The organism is Kitasatospora sp. NPDC088346 (genome assembly GCF_044740765.1).
GTDB lineage: Bacteria > Actinomycetota > Actinomycetes > Streptomycetales > Streptomycetaceae > Kitasatospora.
The window spans coordinates 501,555-521,048 of record NZ_JBIURH010000001.1 but is presented as its reverse complement, the minus strand read 5'-3'; the positions used below and the strand labels follow the sequence as shown (position 1 = coordinate 521,048).

At 73.7% G+C, this 19,494-nt stretch carries 17 protein-coding genes and 1 riboswitch; of the genes, 5 read left to right on the top strand and 12 right to left on the bottom strand.

What is annotated here, in order from left to right; all coding sequences use genetic code 11:
* Positions 1–56 precede the first annotated feature (56 nt).
* Positions 57–938: a lysophospholipid acyltransferase family protein gene (locus ACIOFR_RS02325; RefSeq protein WP_400992125.1), complete on the bottom strand. Its 882-nt coding sequence runs from the start codon at positions 936–938 to the stop codon at positions 57–59.
* Positions 939–1,117: 179 nt separating this feature from the next.
* Here ACIOFR_RS02325 and ACIOFR_RS02320 point away from each other — a divergent pair, with 179 nt between their 5' ends.
* Positions 1,118–1,897, top strand: a complete 780-nt coding sequence (locus ACIOFR_RS02320) for an alpha/beta hydrolase (RefSeq protein WP_400991734.1) — start codon at positions 1,118–1,120, stop codon at positions 1,895–1,897.
* A 10-nt stretch (positions 1,898–1,907) separates the two neighbouring features.
* Positions 1,908–2,528, top strand: coding sequence for a hypothetical protein (locus tag ACIOFR_RS02315; RefSeq protein WP_400991733.1), 621 nt, complete (start codon positions 1,908–1,910; stop codon positions 2,526–2,528).
* A 47-nt stretch (positions 2,529–2,575) separates the two neighbouring features.
* Here the strand turns inward: ACIOFR_RS02315 and ACIOFR_RS02310 are convergent, their stop codons facing one another.
* From ACIOFR_RS02310 to ACIOFR_RS02285, 6 genes are all read right to left on the bottom strand, one after another.
* Positions 2,576–3,742: a low temperature requirement protein A gene (locus ACIOFR_RS02310; protein ID WP_400991732.1), complete on the bottom strand. Its 1,167-nt coding sequence runs from the start codon at positions 3,740–3,742 to the stop codon at positions 2,576–2,578.
* A 147-nt stretch (positions 3,743–3,889) separates the two neighbouring features.
* Positions 3,890–4,672: an endonuclease/exonuclease/phosphatase family protein gene (locus ACIOFR_RS02305; RefSeq protein ID WP_400991731.1), complete on the bottom strand. Its 783-nt coding sequence runs from the start codon at positions 4,670–4,672 to the stop codon at positions 3,890–3,892.
* A 104-nt stretch (positions 4,673–4,776) separates the two neighbouring features.
* Positions 4,777–5,718, bottom strand: coding sequence for an ROK family glucokinase (locus ACIOFR_RS02300; protein ID WP_400991730.1), 942 nt, complete (start codon positions 5,716–5,718; stop codon positions 4,777–4,779).
* Positions 5,719–5,911: 193 nt separating this feature from the next.
* On the bottom strand, positions 5,912–6,217 hold the full coding sequence (locus ACIOFR_RS02295) for a DUF5304 family protein (RefSeq protein ID WP_400991729.1): 306 nt from the start codon (positions 6,215–6,217) through the stop codon (positions 5,912–5,914).
* 103 nt (positions 6,218–6,320) lie between these two features.
* Complete coding sequence (locus tag ACIOFR_RS02290) at positions 6,321–7,517, bottom strand: ArsA family ATPase (RefSeq protein ID WP_400991728.1); 1,197 nt, start codon at positions 7,515–7,517, stop codon at positions 6,321–6,323.
* A gap of 90 nt (positions 7,518–7,607) precedes the next feature.
* Entirely contained in the window at positions 7,608–8,042 is a 435-nt protein-coding gene (locus ACIOFR_RS02285) for an SRPBCC family protein (protein ID WP_400991727.1), read from the bottom strand.
* A 288-nt stretch (positions 8,043–8,330) separates the two neighbouring features.
* Between ACIOFR_RS02285 and ACIOFR_RS02280 the strand changes: the two genes are divergently transcribed.
* Complete coding sequence (locus ACIOFR_RS02280) at positions 8,331–10,124, top strand: AMP-dependent synthetase/ligase (RefSeq protein WP_400991726.1); 1,794 nt, start codon at positions 8,331–8,333, stop codon at positions 10,122–10,124.
* Between the two features lie 100 nt (positions 10,125–10,224).
* On the opposite strand, the gene ACIOFR_RS02275 is transcribed toward ACIOFR_RS02280, so the two are convergent.
* A complete protein-coding gene (locus ACIOFR_RS02275) occupies positions 10,225–11,361 on the bottom strand; it encodes a glycosyltransferase family 4 protein (RefSeq protein ID WP_400992123.1) in 1,137 nt (378 codons plus the stop codon).
* A gap of 234 nt (positions 11,362–11,595) precedes the next feature.
* Between ACIOFR_RS02275 and ACIOFR_RS02270 the strand changes: the two genes are divergently transcribed.
* Positions 11,596–12,975 (top strand): glycosyltransferase 87 family protein, encoded by a 1,380-nt coding sequence (locus ACIOFR_RS02270; protein ID WP_400991725.1) that lies wholly within the window; start codon positions 11,596–11,598, stop codon positions 12,973–12,975.
* 109 nt (positions 12,976–13,084) lie between these two features.
* Positions 13,085–14,020 carry a carbohydrate kinase family protein gene (locus ACIOFR_RS02265; protein WP_400991724.1) on the top strand — a complete coding sequence of 312 codons (936 nt, stop codon included), beginning with the start codon at positions 13,085–13,087 and terminating at the stop codon, positions 14,018–14,020.
* Between the two features lie 12 nt (positions 14,021–14,032).
* Here ACIOFR_RS02265 and ACIOFR_RS02260 read toward each other — a convergent pair whose 3' ends face one another.
* The 4 genes from ACIOFR_RS02260 to ACIOFR_RS02245 all read right to left on the bottom strand — a co-directional run bounded on the left by ACIOFR_RS02260 (position 14,033) and on the right by ACIOFR_RS02245 (position 19,349).
* Entirely contained in the window at positions 14,033–15,307 is a 1,275-nt protein-coding gene (locus tag ACIOFR_RS02260) for a hypothetical protein (RefSeq protein ID WP_400991723.1), read from the bottom strand.
* Positions 15,308–15,327: 20 nt separating this feature from the next.
* Complete coding sequence (locus ACIOFR_RS02255) at positions 15,328–16,392, bottom strand: NlpC/P60 family protein (protein ID WP_400991722.1); 1,065 nt, start codon at positions 16,390–16,392, stop codon at positions 15,328–15,330.
* A gap of 257 nt (positions 16,393–16,649) precedes the next feature.
* The gene (locus tag ACIOFR_RS02250) at positions 16,650–17,732 is read right to left on the bottom strand and encodes an NlpC/P60 family protein (protein ID WP_400991721.1); all 1,083 of its coding nucleotides are present in this window, start codon (positions 17,730–17,732) and stop codon (positions 16,650–16,652) included.
* A gap of 10 nt (positions 17,733–17,742) precedes the next feature.
* Positions 17,743–17,930: riboswitch (cyclic di-AMP (ydaO/yuaA leader) on the bottom strand.
* Between the two features lie 390 nt (positions 17,931–18,320).
* Positions 18,321–19,349, bottom strand: a complete 1,029-nt coding sequence (locus tag ACIOFR_RS02245) for an NlpC/P60 family protein (protein WP_400991720.1) — start codon at positions 19,347–19,349, stop codon at positions 18,321–18,323.
* Between the last annotated feature and the right edge of the window lie 145 nt (positions 19,350–19,494).

Here is a 19,494-nt window from a genome sequence, read left to right as displayed (position 1 = left end):
CGGGCCAGGTCGGTGGAGCCGTGCTCCGCCATCAGCTCCCCCTCGGCTGCTCCGGGCTACTTCTCCCCGGAGTCGTCCTGCTTCTCGGTCCCACCGGCGGTCCCGGCGGCGGTCCCACCGGCGGCCTCGGCGGCAGCGGCCTCGGCGGCGGCCTTCTCGGCCTCCTGCTGGGCTTCCTTCTCCGCCTTCTCGGCCTTCTGGGCCGCCTTCTGCTCGGCGGCCTCGGCCTTCTGGACGGCCTTGCGCTCGGCGTCCGCGCGCTTCTTGTCCTCGGTGATCTGCCGCTTGGCCGCCGTCGCGTAGATGTCGACGTACTCCTGGCCGGACAGCCGCATGATCTCGTACATCACCTCGTCCGTCACCGAGCGGAGGATGAAGCGGTCGTTCTCCATGCCCTGGTAGCGGGAGAAGTCCAGCGGGCGGCCGATCCGGATGCCGGGCCGGATGCCGAAGTTGGGCACCACCTGGCCGGGCGGCTGCACCTTCTCGGTGTTGATCATCGCGACCGGGATCACCGGGGCGCCGGTGGCCAGCGCGACCCGCGCCAGGCCGCCGACCTTGCCGCGGTAGAGCTTGCCGTCGGGCGAGCGGGTGCCCTCGGGGTAGACCCCGAAGACCTCGCCGCGCTCGATCACGGCGATGCCGCTGCGGATCGCGGCCTCACCGGCCCCGCGGGCGCCGGAGCGGTCCACCGGGAGCTGGCCGACGCCCTTGAAGAAGGCCGCGGTCAGCCGGCCCTTGAGGCCCGGCGTGGTGAAGTACTCGGCCTTCGCGATGAAGGTGACCCGGCGCTTGAGCAGCGCGGGCAGGAAGAACGAGTCGGAGAAGGACAGGTGGTTGCTCGCGAGGATCGCCGGCCCCTCGTCGGGGATGTTCTCCTCGCCCTCCATCCAGGGCCGGAAGAAGATCCGCAGCAGCGGTGCGACGATCATCTTCATCAGTCGGTAGAACAACCCGGGCCTCCTGTTATGCGGACCGCACGATCCTAATGCCCACGACCCTCGGCTCCGTACCGGCGGGGCCGTCCCGGCCCGCGGGCGGCACGCCCTGTACGGGGCCGCGCCGGGCGTGGGACGATGCGCCGACCCCGTCCCACAGCCCACGGAGGAGCCGCCCGATGCCGCCACTGCCCGGTGCCGAACCCTTCCGCCACCAGGGCGGACCGGTCGGTGTCCTGCTCGTCCACGGCTTCACCGGCTCGCCGCAGTCGCTGCGCCCGTGGGCCGACCACCTGGCCGCGGCCGGTCTGACCGTGTCCCTCCCGCTGCTGCCGGGCCACGGAACCCGCTGGCAGGACATGCAGCTCACCCGCTGGGAGGACTGGTACGCGGAGGTCGACCGGGAACTGCGCGCACTGCTCGAACGGTGCGAGCAGGTCTTCGTCTTCGCCCTGTCGATGGGCGGCTCGCTGGCCCTGCGGCTGGCCTCCCGGCACCGCGCCGCGATCGCCGGACTGGTGCTCGTCAACCCGTCCGTCCGCTCGGACAACCCCGCGAGTGTGCTGTTGCCGGTGCTGCGGCACCTGGTGCCGAGCCTGCCGGGGGTGGCCGACGACATCGCCCTGGAGGGGTCCACCGAGCTCGGCTACGACCGGACCCCGCTGCACGCCGCCTGGTCGCTGTCGCGACTGTGGAAGGAAGTGCAGGCGGTGCTGCCGGAAATAGATCAGCCGGTGCTGTTGCTGCACAGCCCGCAGGACCACGTGGTCTCGCCGGCCAACTCGGAACTGGTACTCGCCCGGATATCCTCGACCGATGTGACCGAGCTGCTTCTTGAACGCAGCTACCACGTGGCGACATTGGACCACGACGCCGGGCTGATCTTCGAGGCGAGCCTCGACTTCGTCCGGCGCCTGGCGCCGGTGGCGACCGTCGATGCCGACAACCACTCGGGCTGAAGGGCCGGCAGTGCACGAGACCAACAAGGCGGGCGGCGACGAGGAGCTGCCCCAGGGCGGCTCCGCGAGCGAGCCCGCCGACCAGGCCGACACGTCCGAGGCCACCGACACCACGGTCGAGGCCGCCGACGCGCCCGCGCGCCGTCCGGTCGGCGGCAGCCAGGCCGAACAGGACGCGATCTTCGCCGCCCTGGTCGCCCAGTTCGACGACCCCGTGGACCTCACCGACCCCCAGTGGCCCGAGATCGAGAACCTGCGGGCCACCAAGGAGAGTTCGGCCACCGGCGGCGACCCGTCGCTGGCCGACCTCGCCCCGCGCCCGCGCCCCCGGGGCGGCGGACCGGGACCGCGCGACTACGTGGCCGCGGAGGACGAGGACGAGGGCCACTTCGTCCCGCCGGAGCCGCCGCCGCTGCCGCCGGCCGACACCACGGCCAAGTTCGCCTGGATGGCCGTCCTCGGCGGTCCGGCCCTGCTGCTGTTCGACGCGCTGGTCTGGCGCGAGGTGTCCGGCTGGCCGGCCTGGGTGGGCGTCGCCGCCTTCCTGGGCGGCTTCGCCACCCTGGTGGCCCGGATGAAGGCCGGCGACGACGACGAGCCCGAGGACCCGAACGGCGGCGCGGTCGTCTGAGCCGCCCGGCGACCGGTCCCGGGGCGCCGGGCAACGACCCCGCGGGCTCAGGCCCCGGGCGGGTCGGTGCGCCGGCGCCGGACCCGGTAGCCGGAGATCTTGGCGAGGGCGAACACGACGGCCGCCGCGCAGGTCACCGCCGCCCAGGCCGGCAGCAGCAGCGCGGCGGGCAGCAGCCCGCCCAGGACGAGCACCACGCAGGGCACGTACCAGCCCAGGACCGTCCGAACGCCGTCCCCGTAGCGCATCGCGATGGCGGCGTTGGCGGTGTAGAAGGCGAGGACACCGCCGCACAGCGCCCAGCAGGAGCCGGACGGCAGGTGGTGGTCCGGCTCCGCGACGGCGGTGCCGAGCGCGGCGGCGATCACGGTGATGCCGGAGACCAGCACGAACGGCAGGTACATCACGGTGTCCCGGATCGCCCGGGTGGCGCCGCCCGCCTGGGCCCGGTCCAACCCCCGGGCGGCGTGGCCGGTACCCCAGAGGAAGAAGACCATCGCCAGCTCGGCGACCACCACGAAACCGGCCAGTGCGGCACCGGCGGAGGCGGCGGCGAAGTGGTCGGCCAGGGTGGCCACCACCGTGAACACGCTCTCACCGAGCACGATCACCACGAACAGGCCGATCCGCTCGACCAGGTGCTCGGTGGAGAGCCGGTTGTAGAACCCCTCGGTCAGCCCGGTCCGCACCGCCAGCAGCACCACCTCCAGGGCGATCGCCACCCCCCACAGCACGAACCGCCCCGGGTTCGGCACCGCGGCCGACACCGCCCACAGCACGGCCGGCACCAGGCCGTAGCCCAGCGGCCGCCACCGCGGCACCGGATCGTCGCTGCGCCGGGCCCGGCCGAACCAGATCAGGAAGAACATCAGCCGCACCCAGGCCGCGCCCAGGGCGTAGGCCCAGGCGCGGTCGCCGAGCCCGTCCGGCGCGGCCGCCGCCATCAGCCCGAGCGCCGGCATCGCCGCGAGCAGCATCGCCTGCACGCCCGGCCGCGCCGAGCCGAAGACGTTGACCGTCACCGTCAGGTTGGCCCACGCCCACCAGGCCGGGAAGAACAGCACCAGGAACGTCCCGAAGTCCCCCGCGTCCGGATCCCCGTGCAGGCCGTGCGCGAGCACGCTGACCGTGACCACGAAGACCAGGTCGAAGAAGAGCTCGAACCAGCCCGCCCGGTGCTCCTCCTGGCTCGCTGCCACCGTCGCCTCGCTCACGCCCCCACTGTGCGCGGGCCCACGACCACCGGGCGGCCCGGCTCGCCGGGGAGCAGCCGGATCGGAGCACGCCCGGGCACGACGGTGGAACGCCCGCCGGAGCCGTCCCGGCCCCCGCCCGGGTCGTGCCGGGCTACTGCGCGGCCGTCACCTCCCGGGACCGCGCCCGGGCGGGCCGGCGGCCGGCACCCGCAGGACGGCCAGCACCGGCAGGTGGTCGGTGGCGGCGAGCAGGTCGGCCGGGTCGAGGCCGGGCAGCCCGTGCGGCACCCCGCAGGCCAGGACCTCCAGGTCGCGGGTGGCGAAGACCGCGTCGATCCGCTGGTACGGGTTGTCCGGTACGGAGGTGAAGGTGCCGCCCCAGGGTGCCGCGAGGTGGGCGTCCTGGAACCGCGCGGCCAGCTCCTGCCAACCCGGGCCGCCGGGGTCCTCGTTGAAGTCCCCGGCGATCAGGCCGGGCTCCCCCTCGTCGAACTGCCCTGGCAGCAGGGCGAACTGGCGCTGCCGCTCGTCGGCGTCGAGGCTGAGGTGGCAGCTGGTCACGGAGAACGGGACGGATCCGCCGATCCTGACCAGCGCGGTGGCGAAGCCGCGGGCGTGCAGGCCCCGGGTCTTGGGGAGCAGGCGGTCCCTGGTCGCCAGGACGTCGACCCGCAGCCGGCCGAGCAGCAAGGGGCCCGCGGCCACCCGGCCGCCGCCGGAGAGGATGACGGTGCCGGTGCGGTGGGCGAGCCGGGCGGCCTGCTTCTCGGGCTTCCAGTAGCGCGGGGACTCCTGCACGCAGACCAGGTCGGGTGCGCAGGCCCTGATCACCCGGACCAGGGCGTCCCGGTCGTCGCGCAGCGAGCGGATGTTGTAGCTGAGCACGCGGACGCGTTGGGCGCCGTCGGGCTCGGCCCCGGAGGTGGGCGGCTCGGTCACTGACGTCACGGAGCCGATGCTAGGGGTTGGCCGGCCGTTCGCGTCGGATCAGCGCGCGAAGAGGGCGGTGGGACGGGCGGTGCGCCCGTCCCACCGCCCCTGGTCCTGCGCGATCAGATCCGGGCGAGGTCGGCCGCGCCGGAGATGCCGGCGGCGGAGCCCATGGAGGCGAGCACGACCTCGGCCCGCGGCCGGTGCACGCCGCCGGTGAGGTACCTGCCGAAGGCCTCGGCGACCGGGTCGAGCAGCAGTGCGCCGGAGTCCGAGACGCCGCCGCCGAGCACGAAGACGCCCGGGTCGAACAGCGCGGCGAGGTCAGCCATGCCGCGGCCCAGCCAGTCGGCCAGCTCCGCGTAGCACTCCAGCGCCAGCGGGTCGCCGTCCTCGGCCGCCTCGGTGATGTGGATGCCGCGGATGGTTTCGGCGACGCCGTCGTTGAGCTCCAGCATCCGCTTGCCGGCGATGGGGTCGGCGGCGGCCTTCTCCCGGCCGTAGCGGCGCAGGGCCCGACCGGAGCCGTACTGCTCCCAGCAGCCGTGGCCGCCGCAGCCGCAGAGCAGGCCGTCGGGGACCATGTTGAGGTGGCCGATCTCGCCGGCGACGCCGAAGCGGCCGCGGTGCAGCCGGCCGTCGAGGACGATGCCGCCGCCGATGCCGGTGCCGACGGTGATCAGCACCATGTCCTCGTGCGCGGCTGCGGCGCCGAACCGGAACTCGGCCCAGGCCGCGCAGTTGGCGTCGTTCTCGACCACCGTGGGAAGCCCGGTGAGCTCCTCGATCCGGGTCTTGAGCGGCTCGTTCTCCCACGCGATGTTCGGCGCGAAGATCACCGTGGAGCGGTCCCGGTCGACGAAGCCGGGGGCGCCCACGCCCACACCGCCCACCTCGGGGTGCTGTTCCTTCAACTCCCGGACGGCCTGTGCGATGGCGTCGACCGCCCACTGGGGGTCGGCCGGGGTGGGCACCCGGGTCCTCGCCAGGATCTCGCCGGTCTCGTCGACCACGCCTGCCGCGATCTTCGTCCCGCCGACATCGACGCCGATGGTCAGAGCCATGTGTCCCTCAGCTATTCACTCGTTCCCGCTGAGCGGAACGCTACCCGCTGGGTGGTGCTCCCGTACACACTCCGACCTACATGAATCGAAGACAATTTTCGAGAATTTGCCCGAGGCGCATTCAAAAGTCGTAATGTTCGCCCCGTTGAGTGACATGGACAGAGCTTTCGGTCACCATCGCTGACCAGCAGCTTCAGAAGTTGTCGGACGGTTCGTCGAGGTCGATGTGCTCCGGCTCGGCGTGTCCGGGCGCCGACCAGCGGCGCTCGTGGCCGGCCACCGCGGCCCGGTACGCGGCCAGCAGCTCACCGCCCGCGGCGGCGAGGTGGCCGAACACCTCGGGGTTGTTCTCCCGGACACGGGTGCCGAACTCCTGGGCCTTGCCGCCGACCGCCTCGGCGAACCGCCGCACCTCGTCCACCAGCGGTCCGAGCTCCGGGCCGAACGGGTCGCCGGAGCCGTCCGGCCGCTCGGAACGGTCGGTCTTCTGGTCCGCCATCAGTGGTCCCTCTCGCCGCGGTCGAGCCACCGACGGTACCGGACCGCGCCGACGGGCGGTCCCGGTCACTCCTCGGGCCCGGCCCCGCGCGGCCGGGGCCGCACTACTGCGCCAGGCCGCGGGGCCAGAGCGCCGGGTCGGGCGTGAAGCGCAGCGTGAGCACCCCGTCCGCGAGGCCCGCGCCACTGACGGTGCAGCGGCGCAGCGCGGACGGCAGCGGCAGGATCCGCCGGTAGGCGCCCACGCCGAGCACCAGTTCGTCGCCGCGGCGGACCAGCTCCAGCCCGTCCCGGTCGGCCCCGGGCAGCGGCAGGTGCCAGAGCAGCAGCCCCTCCTCGGCCAGCCGGTCCTCGATCCGGGGCTGCGGCGCAGGGGCCGGCGGCCGGCCGGCGGAGGGCGGCCCACCGGCGGGGTAGAGCTGGGCGGCGACGTCCTCCAGGGCCACCTCCGGCCGGCGGCAGGTCAGCAGCGGGACGCCGTCCAGTTCGACGGCCAGCTCGGCGAGGCGGTCGCGCTCGCGGGCGGCCAGCTCGGCCAGCCACGGGTCGGGGGAGGCGACGGCGTCCGCGGGCAGCGCGCGGTGGGCGACCACGGCGTCCAGCCGGTGCCCGTACAGCGCCAGGCCGGCCCGGATCCGGCGGAGCTCCTCGGGGCGGTGGGTCTCGGCGTCGACGGCCAGCCGGACGGTGGTGCCGGGGGCCTCGACCACCGCGCGGGCCTCGGCGAGCGCGGCCTGGGCGGTGGCGCGCGCCTCGAACAGCCAGTCCGCGGGCATCGGGACGCCGGCGACGGCGGCCAGCAGCGGGCGCAGCGCCCGGGCGGCCTGGCGCTGCTCGGGCAGCAGCCGCGACAGGTAGCGGTCCAGTTGCTCGGGCAGGGCGAGCGCGGCGATCAGTTCGGCGGGGGCGGGGCCGGCCACCACCACGACCTCGGCGTCGGCGGAGCGCAGGTGCCGCAGCAGGGCGAGCGGCCGGGTGCCGGGGAGCGGGGTGAGCTCCTCCGGGTCGAGCGGTTCCGCGCCGATCAGGGCGAGCGCGGGGGCGAGCCGGCCGCCGAGCGCCCCGAGGGCGTCGCGGAAGGTGCTCTGCTCGTCGATCCGGGCCACGTCGAGGCGCTCGGCGTACCGGGCGGGCTCGCCCGCGAGGCGGGTTCCGAGCAGGACGTCCAGGGTGCGGTGCGGGTCGTCGGCGGCGAGCAGCAGGGTGCGGTGGCCCGCGGCGGCGCTGTGCAGGGCGGTGGCGGCGGCGACGGTGGCGACCGCGCTCTCGGCGCCGCTGACCAGGATCGTGCGGGGTGCCACGGGGTCTCTCCGCTCAGCCTTCGGGGGTGCGACCGGCATCCGGGACGGGCCCGGCCCCGGGGTGGGGACCGGCCTCGGGGACGGGACCGCTCAGCCTTCGACGCGCTTCTTCAGGCCGGCGAGCGCCCGGTCGATGATGACCTTCTCCGCCTTGCGCTTGATCATCCCGAGCATCGGGATCTTCACGTCGACGGCCAGCTGGTAGGTGACCTCGGTGCTGCCGTTCTTGAGCGGGGCCAGCGCGTAGGAGCCGTCCAGGGCGCGCAGCATCTGGCTCTTGACCAGCGTCCAGGAGACCTCGCGGTCGTCGTCCCAGGTGTAGGCGAGCACGTGCTCGTCGCGGATCGCCCCGGCGTCCAGCAGCAGCCGCACCTCGGCCGCGCGCCCGCCGTCGACGGTGGACAGCACCTCGATCTCCTTGACCTCCCCGGTCCAGGCCGGGTACGCGGCGAAGTCCGCGATCACGGCCATCACCTCGGCCGGGGTGGCGTCGATGATGATGCTCGACCTGGTGTGCTCCGCCATGACGGCCCTCCGCGTCTCTTCAGCTGTGCGCCCAGGGCAGGCTATCGCGATCCGGCGGGCGCCCGGCCCGCCGCCCCTGCGGCGCCGGCCGCGGGGGCCGGTCGGTGCCCCCACTACCCGTGGGTCACCCCGGGCCTGCCGTAAGGTGCCGGTGGGACCGGCCCTGACCTGGCCTGTCGGAGACGGCGGGTGTGACGATCGGAACACCGGGGGCGACCCCCCTGGCCCAAACGACCTACCGGGCAGTAACGTCCTGCCGTCCCGCAGCGTCGCAGACGAGGAGCAGTCTTGCTCGAGTTCAGCCTTCCGGCCCGCTACCAGGTACCGAGCGGCGGCAACCTCGCCGACCTCGTCCACCAGAACGCCGAGCTGCACCCGGACGTGGCCGTCCTCGGGCGCAAGGTGGACGGCCAGTGGCAGGACGTCACCGCCGTCCAGTTCCTGGCCGAGGTCCACGCGGCCGCGAAGGGGCTGATCGCCGCCGGCATCGGGCCCGGCGACCGGGTCGGCGTGCTCTCCCGCACCCGGTACGAGTGGACGCTGCTGGACTTCGCGATCTGGTGCGCCGGCGCGGTCACCGTCCCCGTGTACGAGACCTCCTCCGCCGAGCAGGTGCGCTGGATCCTGGGCGACTCCGGCGCCGTGGCCGTCGTCACCGAGACCGACGCGCACGCCGCCGTGGTGGCCGGCCTGCGCGAGGAGCTGCCGGAGCTGGCGCACACCTGGCAGATCGAGGCCGGCGCGCTGGCCGCGCTGGCGCAGGCCGGCGCCGGGGTCACCGACGCCACGCTGGCCGAGCGGCGCTCGCTGGCGTCGGAGGACTCGCTCGCCACCATCGTGTACACCTCGGGCACCACCGGCCGCCCGAAGGGCTGTCAGCTGACACACGGGAACTTCATCTCCGAGCTGGGCAACGTGACCGAACGCCTGGAACCGCTGTTCCGCACCGGCGAGGGCTCCACCCTGCTCTTCCTGCCGCTGGCCCACGTGCTCGGCCGGATCGCCGAGATCGCCGCCGCGATCGCCCCCATCAAGCTCGGCCACGTCTCCGACATCAAGAACGTCACGGCCGAGCTCGGCTCGTTCCGGCCGACCCTGATCCTGGGCGTGCCGAGAGTGTTCGAGAAGGTCTTCAACACCGCGCGGGCCAAGGCCCAGGCGGACGGCAAGGGCGCGATCTTCGACAGGGCCGCCGACACCGCCATCGCCTACAGCCGGGCGCTGGACGCCGGGCGGATCCCGCTGATGCTGCGGATCAAGCACGCGGTCTTCGACAAGCTGGTCTACAGCAAGCTGCGCGCGGCGCTGGGCGGCCGCTGCACCCACGCGATCTCCGGTGGCGCACCGCTCGGCGAGCGGCTCGGGCACTTCTACCGCGGCATCGGCTTCACCGTGCTGGAGGGCTACGGCCTGACCGAGACCTGCGCGGCGATCGCCTTCAACCCGCACGACAAGCCGAAGATCGGCACGGTCGGCCAGCCGGTGCCCGGCTCCGCCGTGAAGATCGCCGAGGACGGCGAGGTGCTGCTCAAGGGCCCGCAGGTCTTCACCGGCTACTGGAACAACCCGACGGCCTCCGCCGAGGCGCTGCAGGACGGCTGGTTCGCCAGCGGCGACATCGGCACCCTGGACGACGAGGGCTACCTGACCATCACCGGCCGGAAGAAGGAGATCATCGTCACGGCCGGCGGCAAGAACGTCGCCCCCGCCGTGATCGAGGACCGGATCCGGGCCCACGCCCTGGTCGGCGAGGTGATGGTGGTCGGCGACCGCCGGCCCTTCATCGCCTGCCTGCTCACCGTCGACCCCGAGTTCTTCCCCCAGTGGAAGGAGCTCAACGGCAAGCCCGCCGCGGCCACCCTGGCCGACCTGCGCGAGGACGCCGACCTGCTGGCCGCCCTGCAGGCCGCGGTCGACGAGGGCAACCTGGCCGTCTCGGCCGCCGAGGCGGTCAAGAAGTTCCGCCTGCTGGACACCGTCTTCTCCGAGGAGAGCGGCCACCTGACGCCCTCGCTGAAGCTCAAGCGCAACGTCGTCCTCAAGGACTTCGCGGGCGAGGTCGAGGCGATCTACCGGCGCTGACCCGGGCCGGCCCCGGCACGCCGACGGCCCGTGCGCTCCACCCGGAGCGCCCGGGCCGTCCCGCGTCCGCGGGGTCCCGCGGGGTCCCGCGCCCGGCGGCTCAGCCGGCCAGCAGCGAGGTGAGCCGCCCGGCCAGCAGGTCCCAGCGCCAGGAGCGCTCGACCCAGCGGCGTCCGGCCTCGCCCATCCGGCGCCGCAGCGCCTCGTCCTGGAGCAGCCGGACGATCCGCTCGGCCGTCACCTCGGCGGAGCGGCCCGGGACGACGTACCCGGTCTCGCCCTCCAGCACCGCGTCCGGCGCGCCGCCCGAGTCGCCGGCGACCACCGGCAGGCCGGTCGCCGAGGCCTCCAGGTAGACGATGCCGAGGCCCTCCACGTCGAGGCCGCCGCGCCTGGTCCGGCAGGGCATCGCGAACACGTCGCCCGCGCCGTAGTGGGCCGGCAGTTCCTCCCAGGGCACCGCGCCGGTGAGGCGCACCGAGGCCCGTACCCCGGTGGCGTCCGCGAGCCTCTCCAGCTCCCCCCGGTACGGGCCGCCGCCGACGATCAGCAGCACCGCGTCCGGGACCTCCGCCAGGATCCGCGGCATGGCGGTGATCAGGGTGTCCTGTCCCTTGCGCGGCACCAGGCGGGAGACGCAGACCACCACCGGGCGGTCGGTCAGGCCGAGCCGCTCGCGGATCGCGGCCCCGCCGGAGTCCGGCCGGAAGGTCCCCTCGTCGACGCCCGGCGGCAGCTGCACCATCCGGCCGGCCGCCTGCGGGCCGACCGCGGCGGCGATCCGGGAGCGGGTGTACTCGCCGAGGTAGGTGAGGGTGTCGGTGCCCGCCCCGATCCGGCGCAGCAGCTGCCGGGAGCCGGGCAGCTGGGCCCAGGCGGCCTCGTGCCCGTGGGTCATGCCGAGCAGCCGGTCCGCGCCGGCCCGGCGCAGCGCCGGGGCCATCAGGCCGAGCGGCGCGGCCGCGCCGAACCACACCGAGCTGCAGCCCTCGGCCCGGAGGATCTCCGCGGCCCGCCGGGTCACCCGCGGGGTGGGGACCATCATCCGCGTCCGGTCGCGGATCACCGGGAAGGGCTGTTCCGCGTCGAACTTCGCCACCTCGCCGCCGTCCCGCCAGGTCGAGGCGTAGACCACAATGCTGCCCGCCGGCTGGCGGACGGCCATATTGTGGACGAAGGCCTGGATGCCGCCGGGCCGGGGCGGGAAGTCGTTGGTGACGATCAGGGTCTTGTGCATTGCCACGGCTCGCTCGGTCGGGGGGTGCTCGGTGTACCGCTCACTGATCCGTACCATAGGTCAACACCCCGGCGCGTCGGGAACGAAGCATGCCCGCGCAACCGTTTTCGCTCGGGGTCGGTCCTAGCAGGTGGACCCGGGGGTAGCAGGCAGAGCGCACCGCGGTGCGAGACGCTTCCGGGCGTCCGTCCCGTGGTGTCCGCCTGTGACGTGTGTGACGAACGAAGGAGAGTCGTGGAGTTGGCCCCGGTCGGCAGAGCCGAGCGCAGCGCCGGCAGCACCGCGCTGCCCCCTTCGACTCCCACCCCGGCCGGCGGGGCCCTGTGGGGCCTGGGTGCCGGCTGGATCGCCACCCGGGTACTGATCGTGCTGATGGTCCTCGGCATCCTGCGGATCTCGAACGCCGACGTCAGCACCGACGTCTCGGTGATCTACCACGGGTGGTTCGAGGTCCTGCGCACCGGCACCTTCCCGCTCGACGACGTCACCTGGCAGTACCCGCCCGGCGCGGCCCTGGTGATCATGCTTCCCGGGGTGCTGCCCTGGTCCTACCTGGTCTCGTTCTTCGTGCTGTGCGGGCTGTTCGACCTGCTGACCATGGGCCTGCTGATGCGGGTCGGCGCCCGCCGCGGCCGCAGCTTCACCGGGGCCTGGATGTGGGTGGTCGGCGTCCCGCTGCTCGGTCCGACGGTCTACTGCCGGTACGACATCATCGTGACCGCGATCACGGTGGTCGGGCTGCTGGCCGTGGCGCGCAAGCCGGCGCTCGGCGGCCTGCTGCTCGGCCTGGGCGCCCTGATCAAGGTCTGGCCGGTGCTGGCCCTGACCGGCACCCCGCGCGGGCGCCGGACCAGGCGGTCCTGGACGGCCGCCGTGGCCACCGCCGCAGCGCTCGGCTTCCTGCTGACGGCCGGCATGAACGGCGCGTTCGACTTCCTGAAGTTCCAGAAGGAGCGCGGGATCGAGATCGAGTCGCTGGGCGCCCTGCCGCTGCACTTCGCCCGGCTGTTCGGCGGCTGGGACGGCCAGGTCACCATGAACTACGGCGCCCAGGAGATGCTCGGCCCCTGGGTGCCGGTGATCGCCAAGCTGTCGCTGGCGGGCACCGCGATCGGCTTCGGCTGGCTGCTGGTCTGGCGGCTGCGGGCCACCCGGTGGCAGGCCGCGACCCCGTTCGACGCGGCGCTGGCCGCGCTGCTGGTGTTCACCGTGACCAGCCGGGTGATCAGCCCGCAGTACATGATCTGGCTGATCGGCCTGGCCGCGGTCTGCCTGACCGTCCGGGGCACCAGCCAGAAGCCGGTGGCCGTGCTGATCCTGGTCGCCGCGGTGCTGACCACCCTGGAGTTCCCGCTGCTCTTCGGGCAGGTGCAGCGCAGCCAGGCGCTCGGCGTCGCCGTGATCAGTGCGCGGAACCTGACCCTGCTGGCGGCCACCCTGATCTCCTGCCGCCGCCTGTGGCGCTCCACCCGGCGGATCGAGCCGGCCACCACCGTGGTGCTGCCGGCCGCCGACCCCACCCCGGTCGGGTACCCGGTCCGGCCCGGCATCGCGTACGAGCAGGCCCTGCTGGACGGGCTGGACCAGCCGGTCGGCCGCGGCACCGCGTCCTGAGCCGGCCGGCGGGCCGCTGAAACTTGCTGCAAGCCCTTGCAGCGCATGCTCTCCCCCTGGCACGATCGGGAGCCGTCCGGCCCCGCCGCCCACCCCTGGGGGATGCCTCATGTCCGAGTACGACGTCCTGGTCGTCGGCGGTGCCGGCGTGGACACCATCGTCCGGGTGGACCGGCTGGAGCTGCCGGACGCCGACTCGGTGCAGGTCCCCCCGGTCCACGACTACGTCGGCCACACCGGCAGCGGGGTGGCCCTGGGCTGCCACGCGCTGGGCCTGCGGACCAAGTTCATCGACTTCCTCGGCGACGATCCGCAGGGCGCCCAGGTGCTGGCGGCGTACGGCCGGCACGGCCTGGACTTCAGCCACCTGGTCTCCCCCGCCGGCACCCCGCGCGGGGTCAACCTGGTCGACGCCGCCGGCCGGCGGCTGTCCTTCTACGACGGCCGCCACCCCGCCGGGCTGCGGCTCCCCCGGGAGTTCTGGCTGCCGTTCCTGGAGCGGGCCGCCCACGTGCACCTGTCGATCACCGGCGTCAACCGCGACCTCTACCCGGACATCCACCGCCTGGGCCTGAGCTGCTCCACCGACCTGCACGCCTGGGACGGCGCCGACGAGCACCACCGCCACTACGCCCTCAACTCCGACCTGGTCTTCCTGTCCACGGCCGGCTGCCGGGGACGGCACGAGGAGGTCATGCGCGCGGTGCTGGCCGACGGCCGGGCCCAGCTGGTGGTCGCCACCGCCGGTGAGCACGGCAGCTACCTGCTCACCCGGGGACGGGACGAGGTCCGGCACTTCCCGGTGGCCGACCCGGGGCTGCCGATCGTGGACAGCAACGGCGCGGGCGACGCCTTCGTCACCGGCTTCCTCCGCGCCCGACTGGCGGGCCACCCGCCGGAGGCCTGCATGCGGGCCGGAGCGGTGGCCGGGGCGTACGCCTGCACCGGCGCCGGCACCCACACCTCGCTGATCGACCGGGAACGGCTCACGGCCGCCCTGCCCGGGATGTTCCAGCTCCCGGGCCGGACCTCGGACGGGGCCTGACCTCGGACGGGCCTAACCCAGGAAGGCCGCCTCGCTCCTCCAGCGCGCGGTGAACTCCGCCGCGCCCACCCCGAGCCGCCCGCGCAGCAGCCGGTCCAGCACCGCGTCCGCGCTCTCCCCCGCGACGGGCCGGCCGGAGGTGCCGAAGTCCCGGTAGAGGCCGACCAGCTGCCGCTCCCCGTAGTCGTGGGCGATCACGTGGCAGGCGAGCCAGGAGAGCTCGTACGCCTGGCCGATCCGGTCGGCGCCGGCCGTGAAGTCGGCGTCGGAGGGCAGCGCCGCGGGCAGCCGGCCGGCCGTCACCTCCTGGGTCAGCGCCGGGGCGATCTGCCGGGGGGTGCGCCCGGAGCCGAGGTACGCGGTGTGGTCGGCGACGCCCTCGGAGAGCCACATCGGGGTCCAGGCGTGGGTGTCGGCCCGGGTCGCGACGTGGGTGGCCTCGTGGGTGATGACGACCCGCCGGCCCAGCTCGCTGAGGCCCCGGTACGCCTCCGGGTTGACCGCGATCCGGTCCGCCGGGGTGTGCTCGGGGGCGCCGCCGGCGGCGACCGTGACGGCCGCGATGCCCTGGTAGGGCTCCGGCCGGACGTCCAGCAGTGAGGCGAACTCCAGTTCGGTGGCGGGGAGTTGGAGCAGCAGCCGACCCGGCCAGGCGTCCCCCCAGACGGACTGGACGGCCGGCACCGCCTGGTCCGCGCGGGCGGCCAGCCCCGCCAGGTCCTGGTCCGCCCCCAGCCCGAGCACCAGGCAGCGGCTGCCGCGCACGGCCTTGACCGGGCCGAGGTCCCACAGCGCCGGGGCCCCGACCGGCTCGTCCGAGACCAGTCGCCAGCCCTCGGCCAGCCGGACCAGCTCCAGCCGCCGGTTCAGCACCGCAGGGTAGCGGTCGAGGTCGGCCAGCCGGTGGCCGAGCTCGGCCGCGACGGAGATCCGGTCGGCGCCGGGCGGCGGCTCGGTGAAGGAGGTCAGCCGGTAGGAGAGCTCGGCCAGCGGCACCTGGGCCATCCGGTCCAGCAGCCCCTGCTGGACCGGCCGGGCCGCCGGCGCGGTGCCCGCCGCCAGCGCCGCGCCGTCCCGCCCGAGCAGGGCGGCGGCCCGGGCCGCGAGCAGTTCCTCCACCACCGGCCGCAGCGGGGCCGCGACGGGGGGCCCGGCAGCGGCGGGCCGGCCCGGCGGGCGCAGCAACGGCAGCGAGAGCTGGGCCGCCCCGGCCCCCGCGAGCAGCAGGGCGGCGCGCCGGGACAGCACGGGACGACCCGCCCCCGGCTCGGGGGGCAGGTTCGTCACCAGCCGCTCCAGCTCTCCGCTCAGACCCGCACCACCCCGGCGACGGGCATCGCGTTGACGCTCTCGTAGCGGACCTGGGCGCCCGGGTACGGCGCGTGCACCACCACACCGCCGCCGGCGTACATGCCGACGTGGTGCATGTCCTTGTAGAAGATCACCAGGTCTCCGGGCCGTGCGTCGGCGAGGCTGATCCGCTGCCCCGCGTGGGCCTGGGCCTGCGAGGTCCGCGGCAGGGTCACTCCGGCCTGCCGCCAGCTCCAGTACATCAGACCCGAACAGTCGAACGTACGGGGGCCGGTCGATCCGTAGACGTACGGCGAGCCGATCTTGCTGACGGCGGCGGCCAGCGCCGCGGCGGCCCGGTCGGAGGAGGGTGGCAGGCTACCGAGGTCCAGCCGGTCGGTGCCCCGGGTGGCGCGCTGCTCGGCGGCCCGGGCGTCGTCGGCGACCATCCGGGCCCGCTCGGCCGCGCCCAGGCCGCTCAGCAGCCGCTGGGCCTTGAGCAGCCGCTGCCGGATCTCGGACTTACTCTCGGCCAGCGAGCGGCGCACCTCCTCCAGCTCGGCCAGCTTGGCGGTCGCCTCGGCGCGGCGCTGGTCCAGCCGGCGCTGGCGGTCCAGCACCTGGCGCAGGGTGTCGTTCTGCCGGTCGGTGGCCTGGCCGAGCGCGCGGGCCCGGGCCAGGTAGCCGTCGGGGTCGGAGTCCAGCATCAGCTGCACACCCGGGCCCATCCCGCCCGAGCGGTACTGGGCGCCGGCCAGCGCGCCGAGGTCCTGGCGCAGCCGGTTGAGCTCCTCCTGGCCGCCCGCGATCTGGCTCTGCAGCGCGGCGGCCTCGGTCTGCAGGCGCCGCTGGTCCTCCTGGGCCGCGTTGTACCTCTCCGAGGCCTGCTCGGCCTCGTCGTAGAGCTGGTCGACCTGGGCCTTGACGTCGTTCTTGGCCACCGGCTCGGCCGGCTGGCCGGGGAGGGCCTGGGCGCTGCCCGCGACCGTCACTCCCAGCGCGGTGGTGGCCGCGGCCGTGACGGCCAGGGCGCGGGCGATCCGCCGGACGCCTGGCAGTGGGGGACGGCGGTGCACGGTCATGCTTCGGCGACTCCGTTCCTGCGGGCCGGGCCACCGCCGCCGCCCGGGGGTGGGCGGCCGTCCGTGCGGAGGTCCGGGGGCAGACGTTAGCGAGTCAGGCCGAGCTAGTCCAAACCCCTCCAGCAGCGAATATTTGACCACTAATCGGACACCTGGCCCACCGCTCGGTCCCGCCGCAGGCCGGCGGCCGTGACGCCACCGGCCCGGCACTCACGGGGAGTGCCGGGCCGGTGGACGTGGACGGGGACGCGACGGCGTCAGGGCCGCACGATCGCGTTGATCGGCGCCATGGTGGCGGTCTCGTAGCGGACCACGGAGCCGGTGTGCGGGGCGTGGATGACCTGGCCGTTGCCGACGTACATCGCGACGTGGCTGGCGTCGCTCCGGTAGATGATCAGGTCGCCGGGCTGGGCGTTGGCGATGTTGGTGCCGACGTTGGTGCCGGCGCCGCGCTGGTCCTGCGAGGTCCGCGGCAGGGACACGCCGGCCTGCGCGTAGGCCCACTTCATGAGGCCGGAGCAGTCGAAGCTGCTCGGACCGGCCGCGCCGTAGGAGTACGGGCTGCCCAGCTTGGACTGGGCGGCGGCGATCGCGGCGGCGGCGTGCGAACCGGCCGGCACGTTGACGGCGATGTCCGTACGGGCCGAGTCGCGGGAGGCCCGCTCGGGGGCCGGGGCGGCGGTCGCCTTGGCCTTGGCCTCGGCGGCGGCCTTGGCCTCGGCAGCGGCGAGCTCGTCACGCTCCTGCTGGGTGAGCGTCTCCAGAAGGGCGGTCGCCTTGGCGATCTTCGCCTGGACCTCCTCCTTGTCGGCCTTCAGCCGCTTGGCGGTGGTGTCCAGCTCGGCGAGCTTCTGCTCGGCCTCGTGCTTCTGCTGGTCGAGCTTGCCCTGCTCGTCCTTGAAGGCCTTCAGCACGTCGGCCTGCGAGCTGCCGACCTGGTTCATCGCGCCGGCCTGGTTGAGGAAGGAGTCCGGGCTGGCGGAGAGCATCAGCTGCACGGTCTGCGGGATCCCACCGGTGCGGTACTGCTCGGCGGCGATCTCCCCCAGGCTGCCCTGAATGGTGCTCACCTGCGCCTGCTGGCGGGCGACCTGGTCCTGCATCTGGGAGACCTGCTTCTGCAGGTTCTGCTCCTTCTCGACCGCGGCGTTGTACTCCTCGGTCTTGGACTCGGCCTCCTCGTTGAGGGCGTCGACCTGGGCCTTGACCTGGTCCTTGGTCGGAGCCGGGTCGGCGTGCGCACCGGACTGCGAGGAGAGCGCCACGGCGGTGGCGGCGGCGGCCGTCAGGATGGAGACGCGGGCCCGGCCTGCGGGCTTGGGACGACGATGGGACGCCACGAAGGCGGACTCCTTCTTCCTCACACCGCCTACCGGGTGAGCTGACGGGTTCGGGCCGGAAGACAAGCCCTACAACGCCTCACCGACTGCCCGTCAGGCGCGCGGACCAACTCCGCGCGCCGCCCCTGCGGTCGACCTGGCGCCGATTCACCCCGAGGAACGTGGTTCCCCGGCTCCGATGCACAGCACCCCCTCAGGGGCTCCCCCACAGGCAGTCAGACTGCCCGGCTGCTTCTCGGACTCGGCGGTGACCACCGTTGCCACCCGGGCTGGGTGGACGACTGCGCGGCGGTCCGTGACATGACCCTAGTAACCCATCCGTGATCCGTTCAAATCCTTGTCGGAAAAAAGTCGGAATCATTGCCATGTTTGATTCCGATTACGACCGACAGTGACAGAACACCTACCCAGGGCTGATAAATACTCAGCATATGGTCGCACAATGAAACGCCCGGCGTGTCGGAGATCACAGCGGGATCTCGACCCGTCCGGGCGTGTCATGGAGCGTCAACTAGCCCCTCAAGAGGGCAAATGTCCGAAATGGGACTGCAGGGTCGGGGTGTCGATCCCGTCCCGGAGCGACCGGTCTCAGACCCGTCGGATGGTCTTGATCGGCATGGCGTCGGCCTTCATCACCTTCACCACGTCACCGGTGCGCGGGGCGTGCACCACCAGGCCGTTGCCGATGTACATCGCCACGTGGTGGGCGTCGCTGTGGTAGATCACCAGGTCGCCCGGCTGGGCGTTGGCGATGTTGGTGCCGACGTTGGTGCCGACGGTCGCCTGGCTCTGCGAGGTGCGCGGCAGCGAGACGCCGGCCTTCGCGTACGCCCAGACCATCAGACCCGAGCAGTCGAAGGTGCTCGCGCCGGTGGCGCCCCAGACGTAGGCCGAACCGCGCTTGCCCATGGCGGCGTCCACCGCGACACCGGCGTAGCCGCCGGGGGCCGGGAGGTTGGCCAGGTCGAAGCGGTCGTCGCTGCGCGAGGCCCGGTCGCCCATCACGGCGGCCCGGTCGGCCGCGCTGAGCTGGCCCAGCAGCTTCTGCGCGTCCTTGAGCTTGTTCTGGACCTCGGTCTTGGCGTCGTTCAGCGTCTGGGTGCTGCGGTCCAGCTCGGCGAGGACGGCCGCGGCCTCCTGCTTCTGCTGGTCCAGCCGGCGCTGCTGGTCCTTCAGCGACTTCAGGGTGTCCGCCTGGGTGCTGGCGGCCTGCTCGAAGCTGGACGCCTGGGCCAGGTAGCCGTCCGGGTTGGTGGAGAGCATCAGCTGCATCGACGGGTCGATGCCGCCGGAGCGGTACTCCTGGCCGGCCACGGCGGCCAGCCCGGACGCCAGCTCGGTCATCTGTCCCTGGCCGCGGGCGACCTGGTCCTGGAGCTGGTCGGCCTGCTTGCGCAGCTGGTCCGACCGCTCCTTGGCGCCGTTGTACTTCTCGGCCGCCTGCTCCTGCTCCTCCAGCAGCTTGTCGACCTGCGCCTTGACCTCGTCCTTGTTCGGCTTGGCCGGTGCCGCGTGGGCGCTGACCTGCGCGGAAAGGGCGACCGCGGTCGCTGCGGCAGCGGTCAGCACGGTCACTCGTGCGCGGCTGGGCTGCTTAGGACGGCGGTGGGAGGCCAAGGGGGTTGCTCCTTCTTCCTGCTGGACTCACCCGAACGAGGGAAAGTCCGGAATATAGGTTTGACGCCAGACCCTAGTGAAGATCATGCTCCGGCGCCACTCCCCTACTGGAACGAACTTCCTTCCCGCCACGGGATTTCACCCC